Source organism: Serratia sp. N21D137, from assembly GCF_047530005.1.
Lineage (GTDB): Bacteria > Pseudomonadota > Gammaproteobacteria > Enterobacterales > Enterobacteriaceae > Chania > Chania fonticola_B.
On sequence record NZ_JBLJAJ010000004.1, the window covers coordinates 246,435 to 257,693 of the forward strand.

An 11,259-nucleotide genomic window follows, 5' to 3' on the forward strand; every position below is an offset into this window, starting at 1 on the left:
ACGATGATGGAGTGACCGCTCCTGAGTGTAAAATATCTTATTTGTACCGAAACAAGACTTATCAGGTTTCAATCAAGGGTGCCGATGCCATGGCATCTCGCACCTCATCGATCAGTTTGTCGCGAATTGAAGATGGCTTGTGCGGGTTCCAAGCCATCAGCAATTCCACATGCCGCAGTGCGTCTGGTGCATTGACCTGGATTGGTCGGAATACCACGTCTTTGCGACCCTCCTGCGCCAGTGACGCGGACAACAGTGCTACGCCGAAGCCGCTGGCCACCAACGCAACCAGAGTGTGCAGCTGCCGCGCCTGTTGGGCAATGCGTGGCATGAACCCCGCCGCTGCACAAAGCTCAACCAGTTGGTCATGGAAGCCCTGGCCCAGGTGCCGTGGTGACGATACCTGGGCGTCATCGCGCAGTGCGGTCAGTGGAATGATTTCGTGGCACGCGAGAGGGTGTGTGGTTGGCAGAGCGATCACGATGGGTTCGCGCAGAATGCACTCGAACTGCAGCTCCGGAGCTGTCCTTCCCGGTGGCCTCATGAAACCGAGCTCGGCGCGGCCATGTTCCAGAGCCTCGATTTGCTCTTGAGTCGTGGCCTCACGCATCGTGAAGGAGATGGCGGGGAATGCAGCGCGGAAGCGCTGCAATGCACCTAGCAATGCGTTATAGGGGGCGATATTGATGAAGGTTAACGTGAGATGGCCTTCGATGCCTTGCGCTACCCTCCTGGTCTGTTCGACGCCTTCATCAAGCAGGCGCAACACCTTTCTTGCCGTTGCCAGAAAGTCGGTTCCGGCAGGCGTGAGCGACACGCTGCGATTGGTGCGTTCAAACAGGGGAGCGCCGATCTCATGCTCCAGCCGACGAATAGCCTGACTCAACGGGGGCTGCGCCATATGCAGCCGTTACGCTGCGCGATTGAAGTGCAATTCCTCGGCGACGGCGATGAACTGATGTAGCAGGCGGGTTTCAATCATAATGGGTTCCACGGATCCTATTTGCTACACACTAATACTAATGAGATATCATTGGCAGTCCTGGCGAAAAAAAACCGGCGCCTGGGCGCCGGTTCAGTTGCAAATCAGTCTAGGGTTACCGGTGAGCCAGTTCCGCTTCGTCTTCGCTGTCCATAATGGCTTTGTCGGTCTGCTTCATCAGTTGGCTGGTGACGGTACCTGCGGTCATCGAACCACTAACGTTCAGCGCGGTACGGCCCATGTCGATCAACGGTTCAACCGAAATCAGCAGGGCGACCAGGGTTACCGGCAGGCCCATCGCTGGCAGAACAATCAGCGCAGCAAAGGTCGCACCACCGCCCACACCGGCAACACCGGCTGAACTGACGGTAACAATACCGACCAGCGTTGCGATCCACAGTGGGTCCAGAGGGTTGATGCCTACGGTTGGCGCAACCATCACCGCCAGCATTGCCGGGTAGAGACCCGCACAACCGTTCTGACCAATAGTGGCACCAAATGAAGCCGAGAAGCTGGCAATCGACTCCGGCACGCCCAGACGGCGAGTCTGTGCTTCGACGTTCAGCGGGATGCTGGCAGCGCTTGAACGGCTGGTGAAGGCAAAGGTCAGCACCGGCCACGCCTTGCGGAAGAATTTCAGCGGATTAACGCCGGTGAAGCTCAGCAGCAGGCCGTGAACCACGAACATGATCGCCAGACCAAGGTAAGAGGCAACCACAAAGCTGCCCAGCTTGATAATGTCGTGGATATTGGAGCCTGCAACGACCTTGGTCATCAACGCCAGTACGCCGTAAGGCGTCAGCTTCATCACCAGACGGACCAGTTTCATCACCCAGGCTTGCAGGGTATCGATAGCTACTAGCACGCGCTGGCCCTTCGGTTGGTCATCTTTAAGCAGTTGCAGCGAAGCCACACCCAAGAAGGCAGCGAAAATCACCACGCTGATGATTGACGTTGGGTTAGCCCCGGTCAGATCGGCAAACGGGTTTTTCGGCACGAATGACAGGATCAGTTGCGGTACGCTCAGATCGGCCACTTTACCCGCGTAGTTGGTTTCGATCGCCGACAAACGAGCCGTTTCTTGTGTGCCCTGGACCAGACCTTCTGCGGTCAGTCCGAACAGGTTGGTGACCAATACGCCCACCAGTGCGGCGATCAGCGTGGTAAACAGTAGGGTACCAATGGTCAGGAAGCTGATTTTGCCCAGCGAGGAAGCGTTGTGCAACTTGGCTACCGCGCTCAGGATAGAGGCGAAAACCAGCGGCATCACGATCATTTGCAGCAGCTGTACATAGCCGTTGCCGACGATGTTAAACCAGCCGATAGACGCTTTCAGTACCGGGTTGTCCGCGCCGTAAACCAGTTGCAGTGCCAAACCGAACACCACACCAAGTACCAGGCCGACCAGCACTTTTTTAGCCAGGCTCCATTGCTTATGGCGGGTTTGCGCCAACAGCAAAAGGAGGGCGGCAAAAACCAGCACGTTTAATACGAGCGGTAGATTCATCCCCAATGTCTCCAATCTTGTTTTTTTATAATTAAAGGTGCCAAGCACCGATGTAATGCGATGTAAATATCGTAACAGTTTGCGATGAAGCGCACTTATATCTAAAAAGAATTTAATATAACTTTTGGCTTGAAATCGTCGATGTAATGAGCGGAAAGACGGGAAAATAGACGGTTTTTTGTGATCACAGCCGGATATTTTTTATTTGCTCAAAATACGACTGCACGGGAAAGGTGTAATCCCCTTGCCAGAAGATGGCGAAAGCCACCAAAACTATACACAGCACCCGCTCCAACTGGTTGCCTTTTTGTGAGTTCAATATTGGCAGGCAGAAACGCCAGCGGCAGGGCCAAAGCAACGGCACGCCGGCAGGGGTGAGCATATCGGCCAGCAGGTGGCTGAAATAACCGATAATCATGGCGTGCAGCACGTCTGCGGGGATGGGCCAACCGCGCGGTACTTCTAGCTGAAATAGCCACATGCCGCCGACGATCGCCAACAGGCTATGGGTGAAACCGCGGTGACCAAAGGCGCGAGATATCGGGATGGCTATCCAGCGCAGGCGCTGGCCCAGGATGGATTTAGGGTGATCGATATCGGGTAGCAGTGACGTCAGTAGCGCGGCGGGAATGATGTGCCACCAATCGCCAGCGGCGAGCACGGGTGTCACCTCCGCTTTCTTGGCAAAGATCGCGCAGGCAACAGAGAATATGAGATGTCCTTCCGCGGTCATGTTGCTATATTCCGGCCACTAAACTGTTAATTTATCCAGTATATGGGAATTTTTACAGTTACGGAAGCGGTTACCCTGTAACGAGTTGTTAATTTAACGCCGTTTTACAAAGGGTTGAAACGGTGTTTATGACGGACGAGGTATACAGGAAGACTGGTAATGTAGGGGCGCTGCAAATGCTGCGCCCGCTCAAATTCGGAGGAAGGATATGTTTGCTGTGGAGATCAGCGAGCGAGCCAGCCACCGTCTACCGCGAGCGTGTAGCCATTAACGTAGTCGGACGCTGCCGAGGCAAGGAAGACGGTCGGGCCCATCAAGTCATCCGGCGTTCCCCAGCGCCCTGCCGGGATGCGCTCGAGGATCTGCTGGTTACGGTCTTCATCGGTACGGAGCTGCTGGGTGTTGTTGGTGGCCATATAGCCCGGTGCAATGGCGTTAACGTTAATCTGGTACTGTGCCCATTCATTGGCCAATAGCCGGGTGAGGCCGAGTACCGCGCTTTTCGACGCGGTGTAAGACGGTACGCGAATGCCGCCCTGGAAAGAAAGCATCGAAGCAATATTGATAATTTTACCGCCGCTGCCCTGGCTGATGAACTGTTTGGCCACCGCCTGTGCCATAAAGAACAGGGTCTTGATATTGACGTCCATCACCTCATCCCAGTCTTGTTCACTGAAATTCAGGGCATCTTCACGGCGGATAATTCCTGCGTTGTTCACCAGGATATCGATTCTGCCAAACGCCTCAACGGCGGTGGCTAGCAGAGAAGGGATGGCGTCGATATTGCCGAGATCGGCGTTCAAATTCAGGAATCGACGCCCAGTCTGGGTAACTTTGCTCATGGTCTCAACGGGCTGACTGCGGTTCACGCCGATAATGTCGCAACCGGCCTGCGCCAACCCAATCGCAATGCCTTGCCCCAGGCCGGTATTACAGCCGGTGATCAGCGCCACTTTGCCCGTTAAGTCGAAGGAATTCAGAATCATAGCGTTGCTCTCTTGCCGTGAGGGAAGAAAGCACCGGGCTTTCGATGGCAACTGCGTGGCAGTGACAGTGTCACCTAATGGCCCGGTGTTTTCTTTATGCGACTAGCATAATTTGAATGGTGTCTTAATTCAATAAAAATGAAATGGTGTTTTATTTATTTTGCGAGTGCAGGGGGAGGGAAAAGGGCACCGGCGGGGCCGATGCCGTCAAGATCAGGCCAGATGGGCGGCAGTTAACTGCTCTAGGCTTTGCAACTTAAGGTCGGCCAAGGCCCAGCGCGGATCCTGGCTGTATTCGTGCGCAGGGATCACGATCGATTTCATACGCGCTGCTTTGGTGGCAATCATACCGTTGAAGGAGTCTTCCAGAGTAATGCAGTGCTGTGGATCGCTGCCCAGGCGTTCGGCGGCGATCAGATAGACTTCCGGGTGCGGTTTGCTGTACGGCAGGTATTCGGCTGAAACCAACTGATCGAAATAGCTCTCCAGATCGAACATCTTCAGCACCTGCTGCTGCATATGTAGCGGAGAGGCGGAGGCCAGCCCAATATTTAAATCCAGGCTACGGCACAGTTCCAGCGCTTGTTGCACCCCAGGCAGCAACGGGCGCTTTTCCCGTACCAACTCGATGGCCCGCTCGATAATGCGGCCAGCCACTTCCTCCTGAGAAGGCCCTTGCCACGGCATGGCCTGGAACCACATTCGTACCACCAGATCGATACGTAAACCCAGCGTATCCGGCAGGTTGTGACGATCGGACAGATCCAGCCCCAATGAGCTGAAAATATCCATTTCTGCCTGTAACCACAGGGGTTCAGAGTCGATCAGTAGACCGTCCATATCAAAAATTGCGGTTGCTATGCGTTGCGAATAAGCCATTAACAATTAACTCCTGCAGCACCAGTAAAAGAAAATGTTTTCGCCACTCTATCATTTTTGTTCGGGCGCCTGCACCCTTCGGGCCCGGGGTGTTTTCCCAAAGTACAGGATCTCTCTGGAACTGGGGGGAAGATAAAGAAAACGGTGGGCGAGTTTCATTAACTACAGGTAGACTTAGCGCAACAACGATTGCGTCGCTTACAAGGGGAACACATGACGTATCAACAGGCTGGGCGCGTTGCCATACTGAAACGCATTTTCGGATGGGTCGTTTTCATCCCGGCGTTACTGTCAACGCTGGTTTCACTGCTGGGTTTTGTTTATCAACACAGTGAGAAGTCCAGAGGGATCAACGCCGTGATGCTGGATTTTGTCCACGTCATGGTCGACATGGTGCGCTTCAATACGCCATTCCTGAATATTTTCTGGTACAACTCACCGGTACCGGACGTGGATAAGAGCCTGTTTAGCGGCGCTAATCTGATGTTTATCATTATCTATTTCCTGATTTTTGTCGGCCTGGCATTGCAGACTTCCGGTGCGCGCATGTCGCGTCAGGTGAAGTTTATCCGTGAAGGATTGGAAGATCAGATGATCCTGGAACAGGCCAAGGGCAGCGAAGGGCACACGCGTGAGCAATTGGAAGAGCGGGTGACGTTGCCGCACCACACCATATTGCTGCAATACTTCCCGCTGTATATCTTGCCGGTGGTGATCGCCGTGGTGGCTTATTTTGTGCTCAAGCTGCTAGGGCAAATGGCCGGAGTGGCGTAGATCTGCAAAGAACGGGCGCCCTATGCGGCGCCCATGACATTACAGCGTCTCTGGATGGAGCAGCTTGTCGATGGCCCGCTGCGCCATGACCAGATGTTGGCCGCCAAACAGGTTGCTGCGGTTGAGCAGGTAATAAAGCTGATACAGCGGCTGGCGTTCGATAAACCCGGCCTCCAGCGGCCACACGCTCTGATAGCCGTCATAAATCTGGGCGGGCAATTCAGGATAAAGCGGCAGCATCGCCAAATCACACTCTCTGTCGCCCCAGTAGCAGGCTGGATCGAACAGTAAAGGCCCATCCGCGGCCTGAGCACAGTTGGCTGGCCACAGATCGCCGTGCAGCAGGGAAGGCTGAGGCTGATGGTGTTGCAACCGCAGATACACCACGTCAATAATTTCGTCGATATCACCGAAGGTCATGCCCTTTTCCGCCGCCAGCTGTAGCTGCCAGCCGATGCGTTGCTCGGCAAAAAATTCCGCCCAGCGGCGTTGCCAGGCATTGGGCTGCGGTGTGGTGGAAAGGTCGTTATCGAAGTCGAGGCCGAACTGCGGTTGTTCGCTCCACTGGTGCAGGCGGGCCAGTTGTTGCCCGAGGCAGTGCGCCCCGTGCGCATCCAGCGGCTTAAGGGGTTGATACTCCAATAGCAGGAAACTGTAATCGCGATCGCTGCCAACCCCATACACTTCGGGGACGCGCACGGTCTTACTGCGAGCCAGCAAGGCCAGTTGATCGGCCTCCGCAGTAAATATCGGCAGCATTTCGCGGGTATCACATTTAACAAACACCTCGCTGTCACCGTAACTCACGCGCCACGCCGGGTGGATTTCTCCCCCGGGCAGTTCAGTCCTTTCGCGGATTTCTGCGCTGCCAAGATGTTCACTCAACAGACGGCTAACGGCTTGCCACATAGTAATCCCCTTCTGTGTTGCCTGCGATTTCATTAGGTTAGCGTCTTTCCTGCTGCGAAAACACGATGTGGCGCACAGCTGCGCCATCTATTGACGAAAATATCATCGCCGCGTGTCTGGTCAAAGTATATACGCTATTGATTAATTTAAGTACGCTTATGCTGAATGCTGCTTGGTTCAGGCTAACTTGCCGAGTTCCTTGTTACACGGGAAACGTCATAGTAGGGATTTTCCCCTTACCCTAACCCTCTCCCACAGGGCGAGGGAGCTGGTGCGGAGCCGGGGATAGGTGCAGGAGTCAGTCTGTGGCACGTTTTGTTCTCTTTCCCACAGGGAGCGGGTGGCGTAAAAACCTTTATCGGTGTTCGATATTACTAGACCACAACAGTGGCACATTCTGTTCCCTCTCCTGGGGGAGAGGGTTAGGGTGAGGGCGGCTTAATGGTTTTTAACTACGGTGATTTCGTTGCGTTGCACGGGTTTGAAGTGGCTATAGAGCAGGGCGATGACAAACAGCAGCGCCTGTACGATCACGATGCACGGCCCGGTTGCGCCGTCGATATGAAAGCTGATCAGCGTCCCCAGCACGCATGAAAAAACCGAAGCGATGGTGGCAACAATCAACATCCGGTTGAAACTGCGGCACAGCGTGAACGCAATAATCCCCGGTGCGATCAGCATCGCAATTACCAGGATCACCCCCACCGCCTGTAGCGAGGCCACAATGGTTAACGCCAGCAGGCACAGTAAGCCGTAGTGCAGTAACTTCACCGGCAGGCCGATAACGCGCGCATGATTGGGATCGAAACAGTAGAGCATGAAGTCCTGGTGCTTGAGCAGCACGATTGCCAGCGTGATCCCGGCGATCCACAACGTTTGCCGTAGCTCACCGTCGGTGATCCCCAGCATATTGCCGAACAGGATATGGCTGAGGTGTTGATCGGTATCGATGCGGGCAAACAGCACCAGCCCAAAGGCAAACATGCCGGAGAATACGATCCCCATCACCGTGTCTTCCTTTACCCGGCTGTGCTCTTTCAGATAACCCGTCGCGACCGCGCAGAAAATGCCGGAAAGAAATGCGCCAATCACCAGCGGAATACCGAACACAAAGGCCAGCACAATGCCGGGGAGCACGGCGTGAGAAATGGCATCACCCATCAGTGACCAGCCTTTCAACACTAGATAGCAAGACAGCACGGCGCAGACGACACCGGTGACGATAGCCCCGATGATGGCTCGTTGCATAAAGGGATAGGCGAACGGCTCAGAGAGCCATTGCAACAGGAGTTCCATCAGTTGCCCTCCGGAGAGTTGCTACGGTTTACTCGACGTTTTGAGGCTAACAGCCCGTGCTTCGGTGCGAACAGGAAGGCCGCCAGGAACACCAGCGTTTGCAACGTGACGATCACGCCGCCGGTGGCCCCATCGACGAAGAAGCTGAGGTAGGCACCCAAGCCGCTGGTCAAGGCACCGATCGCGATGGCGATAATCACCAGCCGGCCAAAACGGTCGGTCAGCAGATAGGCGGTAGCACCGGGAGTGATCACCATGGCGATCACCAGGATGGCGCCGACGGTTTGCAGCGCGGCCACGGTGCAGGCGCTAAGCAGGGTAAAGAACAGTATCTTCAACTTGAGTGGCGAAAGCCCGATCGACACCGCGTGGTTTTCATCGAAAAATACCGCCAGCAGGTCTTTCCACACCAGGCATAAGATCAGTAACGAAACGCCGATAATAATCTCCACCTGTAACACGTCTTCATCAGCGATGCCGAGAATGTTGCCGAAGATGATCGACTGCACGTTCACCGAGGTGGGGTTGAGCGAAATGATCAACAGGCCGACGGCGAAAAAGGTGGAGAAAATAAAGCCGATAATCGCATCTTCACGCAGGCGGGTAACGTGGCGTACCAACGTCATCGCCAGCGCGGCCAGCATGCCGGTGAAAAACGCACCGGCTGCATAGGGCAGGCCGAGGGCATAGGCACCAGCCACTCCTGGCACCACGGAGTGGGAAAGCGCATCTCCCATCAACGACCAGCCTTTCAGCATCAGATACGCTGACAGAAAAGCGCAGGCCGCACCGACGATGGCGCTGACCCACATCGCCTTGACCATGTAGTTGTAGTTAAACGGTTGCAGCAGGATCTCGAGCATCAGGGGGTATTCTCCTTTTGCTGGCTTTGCGCCGGAGGATCGCTCTTGGTATGGCCATAAAACACCGCAGGGCGCTCGTCATCGGTGATTACCGTTACGGTGCGGGGATCGTTGTCATCGTGCAGATCGGGCCCGGAGAGGTTGATATGGCGCAATACGCCACCGAACGCCAGTTCCAGATTGCTTTGCGTGAACGTGGTCTCGAGCGGGCCGGCGGCAAGCACGGTACGGTTAATCAGGATCACTCGATCGCAAAACTCCGGTACGCTGCCGAGGTTGTGGGTCGATACCAGGATCAGGTGCCCCTCATCGCGCAGCGAACGTAACAGATCGATAATGGCGTTCTCGGTTTTGACATCTACGCCGGTAAAAGGCTCATCAAGCAGCAGCACCGTTCCCTGCTGAGCCAGGGCACGGGCCAGGAATACGCGCTTTTTCTGCCCACCGGAAAGCTCGCCGATCTGTCGGCTACGTAATTCAGTCAGGCCAACGCGTTCCAGCGCCTTATCGACCCGCAGCCGGTCTTCCTTGGTAGGAATGCGCAAGAACTTCATTTTGCCGTAGCGGCCCATCATCACCACGTCTTCCACCAGCACCGGGAAGTTCCAGTCAACCTCCTCGGTTTGCGGCACGTAGGCGATAATGTTTTTCTTCAGCGCGGCGACAACCGGCTGCCCGCTCAGCGTCACCTGGCCAGATGTCGGTTTTACCAGGCCCATGATGCTTTTGAAGAGGGTCGATTTCCCGCTGCCGTTAACCCCTACCAGCGCACAGATCGAACCACCGCTAAGGGTAAAACTGGCGTTATGGATCGCCGTATGGCCGTTGTTATAGGTGACCGATACGTCATCCACGCTAAGTTCGGGGCGGATAAAGGTCTCTGCACTCATTGATTGAATCCTTTGGCGATGGTCTGCACGGTGGCATTGAGCAGATCGATATAGGTGGGCACCGGCCCGTCGGCGGCAGACAGCGAATCGACGTACAGCACGCCGCCGTAGTGTGCGCCGGTTTCTTTGGCCACCTGCTTGGCAGGCTTATCCGAAATGGTGCTTTCGCTGAATACCACCGGAATGTGGTTGGCTCGCACGGTATCAATTACCCGGCGCACCTGCTGCGGTGAGCCCTGTTCGTCGGCATTGATCGGCCACAGATAGACTTCCTGCAGCTGATAGTCTTTGGCCAGATAGCTAAAGGCACCTTCGCTGGTTACCAGCCAGCGTTGGGCTGACGGAATACGCGACAAACGCTCGCGTAGCGGGGCATCCAGCGCCGCGATTTTTTCAGCGTAGGCTTTGGCATTGCGGTTATAGGTTTCGGCGTTGTCAGGATCGTACTGTACCAGCGCTTTGCGGATGTTCTCGATGTAGATCAGCGCATTGCTTGGCGACATCCAGGCATGGGGGTTTGGATTACCGTTATACGGGCCTTCGTGGATCGGCAGCGGGGTGATCCCTTCGGTTACCACGGCGGCGGGCACCTGTTTGATATTTTCGAAGAAGCGTTGGAACCAGCGCTCCAGGTTCATTCCGTTCCATAAAATCAGATCGGCGTGCTGTGCCTTAACGATATCCCGCGGCGTGGGCTGATAGTCGTGGATTTCCGCCCCAGGCTTGGTGATGGACTCCACTACGGCAGCGTCGCCCGCCACGTTCTGGGCGATATCCTGAATAATGGTGAAGGTGGTCACCACGCGCAGCTTATCCTTTGCCAAAGCCGGATGGCTCACAGCAACAACGCTAAGGCATATGCAGACCAGGGCAAGGGGGCGAAAGTGGGACAAGCTAAAACGACGACGAGTAAATACGTTGTTTTTCATTGGCATGATGACGTCTCCTTATTCAAATGAAAATGATTATCAATATCAATTGAGCGGAAGTCAAGCATCACCAAGCTTTGCCAAGGGGTTATGTTGTTGTTAATGAAATAGTACCGCCGTGTGAGTTATAACATTTTATGTATCGGGATGTAACCGCTTAAAGTAATCACTGCCAGTGACTATCTCCACTTCGGGTTTTGCCCCCAATGCCACCTCGCCCAAGCCTTGTGCCAACTGTTTGACATCTTCTTGATTTAATGGCGTTGTTAGCGAAAAACTGTTGATCCCCAGCTCATGGGGAATGCCGTTGCTGTCGCTGAGCATGGTGGAAAAACCGGCCAGCGTCATTTGTCCGGTTAATTTGGCTAAATCGGTTAAGCTCTGTGTCAATGCCAATCGAATAGTGACCCAGGCTGCCAAAGTAAATCTGACCCACCCCTGTTAGCGGTTAGCCAGAAATGTCGGCGGTTGCCGGCTTCTTCAACTGACCACTTTTTAACTTGTCCTTCAG

General features: G+C 54.8%; 12 protein-coding genes. 1 reads left to right on the forward strand and 11 read right to left on the reverse strand.

The genetic code is table 11. The features are described 5' to 3' along the window. Nucleotides 1–61 precede the first annotated feature (61 nt). The 5 genes from ACMV5H_RS05575 to hxpB all read right to left on the reverse strand — a co-directional run bounded on the left by ACMV5H_RS05575 (nucleotide 62) and on the right by hxpB (nucleotide 5,087). Nucleotides 62–901 (reverse strand): LysR substrate-binding domain-containing protein, encoded by an 840-nt coding sequence (locus ACMV5H_RS05575; protein ID WP_414821566.1) that lies wholly within the window; start codon nucleotides 899–901, stop codon nucleotides 62–64. Between the two features lie 196 nt (nucleotides 902–1,097). After that, a complete protein-coding gene (locus ACMV5H_RS05580) occupies nucleotides 1,098–2,489 on the reverse strand; it encodes an L-cystine transporter (protein ID WP_021804615.1) in 1,392 nt (463 codons plus the stop codon). 184 nt (nucleotides 2,490–2,673) lie between these two features. After that, a complete protein-coding gene (locus ACMV5H_RS05585; protein ID WP_071680439.1) occupies nucleotides 2,674–3,222 on the reverse strand; it encodes a metal-dependent hydrolase in 549 nt (182 codons plus the stop codon). 224 nt (nucleotides 3,223–3,446) lie between these two features. Next, the gene (gene kduD / locus ACMV5H_RS05590; RefSeq protein WP_115158412.1) at nucleotides 3,447–4,208 is read right to left on the reverse strand and encodes a 2-dehydro-3-deoxy-D-gluconate 5-dehydrogenase KduD; all 762 of its coding nucleotides are present in this window, start codon (nucleotides 4,206–4,208) and stop codon (nucleotides 3,447–3,449) included. A gap of 213 nt (nucleotides 4,209–4,421) precedes the next feature. After that, on the reverse strand, nucleotides 4,422–5,087 hold the full coding sequence (hxpB, locus tag ACMV5H_RS05595) for a hexitol phosphatase HxpB (protein WP_021804612.1): 666 nt from the start codon (nucleotides 5,085–5,087) through the stop codon (nucleotides 4,422–4,424). A gap of 213 nt (nucleotides 5,088–5,300) precedes the next feature. Here hxpB and ACMV5H_RS05600 point away from each other — a divergent pair, with 213 nt between their 5' ends. Continuing rightward, nucleotides 5,301–5,861, forward strand: a complete 561-nt coding sequence (locus tag ACMV5H_RS05600; RefSeq protein WP_021178205.1) for a YniB family protein — start codon at nucleotides 5,301–5,303, stop codon at nucleotides 5,859–5,861. 39 nt (nucleotides 5,862–5,900) lie between these two features. On the opposite strand, the gene ACMV5H_RS05605 is transcribed toward ACMV5H_RS05600, so the two are convergent. From ACMV5H_RS05605 to ghoS, 6 genes are all read right to left on the reverse strand, one after another. Further along, entirely contained in the window at nucleotides 5,901–6,770 is an 870-nt protein-coding gene (locus ACMV5H_RS05605) for a fructosamine kinase family protein (protein ID WP_021804611.1), read from the reverse strand. A 438-nt stretch (nucleotides 6,771–7,208) separates the two neighbouring features. Beyond that, the gene (locus tag ACMV5H_RS05610; protein ID WP_414821567.1) at nucleotides 7,209–8,066 is read right to left on the reverse strand and encodes a metal ABC transporter permease; all 858 of its coding nucleotides are present in this window, start codon (nucleotides 8,064–8,066) and stop codon (nucleotides 7,209–7,211) included. Further along, nucleotides 8,066–8,929 carry a metal ABC transporter permease gene (locus tag ACMV5H_RS05615; protein ID WP_021178201.1) on the reverse strand — a complete coding sequence of 288 codons (864 nt, stop codon included), beginning with the start codon at nucleotides 8,927–8,929 and terminating at the stop codon, nucleotides 8,066–8,068. Before ACMV5H_RS05615 ends, ACMV5H_RS05610 begins: the two co-directional genes overlap by 1 nt. Beyond that, the gene (locus ACMV5H_RS05620) at nucleotides 8,929–9,819 is read right to left on the reverse strand and encodes a manganese/iron ABC transporter ATP-binding protein (RefSeq protein ID WP_115158413.1); all 891 of its coding nucleotides are present in this window, start codon (nucleotides 9,817–9,819) and stop codon (nucleotides 8,929–8,931) included. The genes ACMV5H_RS05615 and ACMV5H_RS05620 overlap by 1 nt, the downstream gene beginning before the upstream one ends. Then, entirely contained in the window at nucleotides 9,816–10,754 is a 939-nt protein-coding gene (locus ACMV5H_RS05625; protein ID WP_306455181.1) for a metal ABC transporter substrate-binding protein, read from the reverse strand. The genes ACMV5H_RS05620 and ACMV5H_RS05625 overlap by 4 nt, the downstream gene beginning before the upstream one ends. A gap of 129 nt (nucleotides 10,755–10,883) precedes the next feature. Next, nucleotides 10,884–11,138, reverse strand: coding sequence for a type V toxin-antitoxin system endoribonuclease antitoxin GhoS (gene ghoS, locus ACMV5H_RS05630; protein ID WP_414821568.1), 255 nt, complete (start codon nucleotides 11,136–11,138; stop codon nucleotides 10,884–10,886). Nucleotides 11,139–11,259: the final 121 nt, after the last annotated feature.

What these genes read in the sequence shown, in the direction of transcription:
- ACMV5H_RS05605 (WP_021804611.1), bottom strand. Translation starts at nt 6,770, where the DNA reads ATGTGGCAAGCCGTTAGCCGTCTGTTGAGTGAACATCTTGGCAGCGCA.
- ACMV5H_RS05600 (WP_021178205.1), top strand. Translation starts at nt 5,301, where the DNA reads ATGACGTATCAACAGGCTGGGCGCGTTGCCATACTGAAACGCATTTTC.
- kduD (WP_115158412.1), bottom strand. Translation starts at nt 4,208, where the DNA reads ATGATTCTGAATTCCTTCGACTTAACGGGCAAAGTGGCGCTGATCACC.
- ACMV5H_RS05625 (WP_306455181.1), bottom strand. Translation starts at nt 10,754, where the DNA reads ATGCCAATGAAAAACAACGTATTTACTCGTCGTCGTTTTAGCTTGTCC.
- ACMV5H_RS05585 (WP_071680439.1), bottom strand. Translation starts at nt 3,222, where the DNA reads ATGACCGCGGAAGGACATCTCATATTCTCTGTTGCCTGCGCGATCTTT.
- ACMV5H_RS05610 (WP_414821567.1), bottom strand. Translation starts at nt 8,066, where the DNA reads ATGGAACTCCTGTTGCAATGGCTCTCTGAGCCGTTCGCCTATCCCTTT.
- hxpB (WP_021804612.1), bottom strand. Translation starts at nt 5,087, where the DNA reads ATGGCTTATTCGCAACGCATAGCAACCGCAATTTTTGATATGGACGGT.
- ACMV5H_RS05620 (WP_115158413.1), bottom strand. Translation starts at nt 9,819, where the DNA reads ATGAGTGCAGAGACCTTTATCCGCCCCGAACTTAGCGTGGATGACGTA.
- ACMV5H_RS05580 (WP_021804615.1), bottom strand. Translation starts at nt 2,489, where the DNA reads ATGAATCTACCGCTCGTATTAAACGTGCTGGTTTTTGCCGCCCTCCTT.
- ACMV5H_RS05615 (WP_021178201.1), bottom strand. Translation starts at nt 8,929, where the DNA reads ATGCTCGAGATCCTGCTGCAACCGTTTAACTACAACTACATGGTCAAG.
- ACMV5H_RS05575 (WP_414821566.1), bottom strand. Translation starts at nt 901, where the DNA reads ATGGCGCAGCCCCCGTTGAGTCAGGCTATTCGTCGGCTGGAGCATGAG.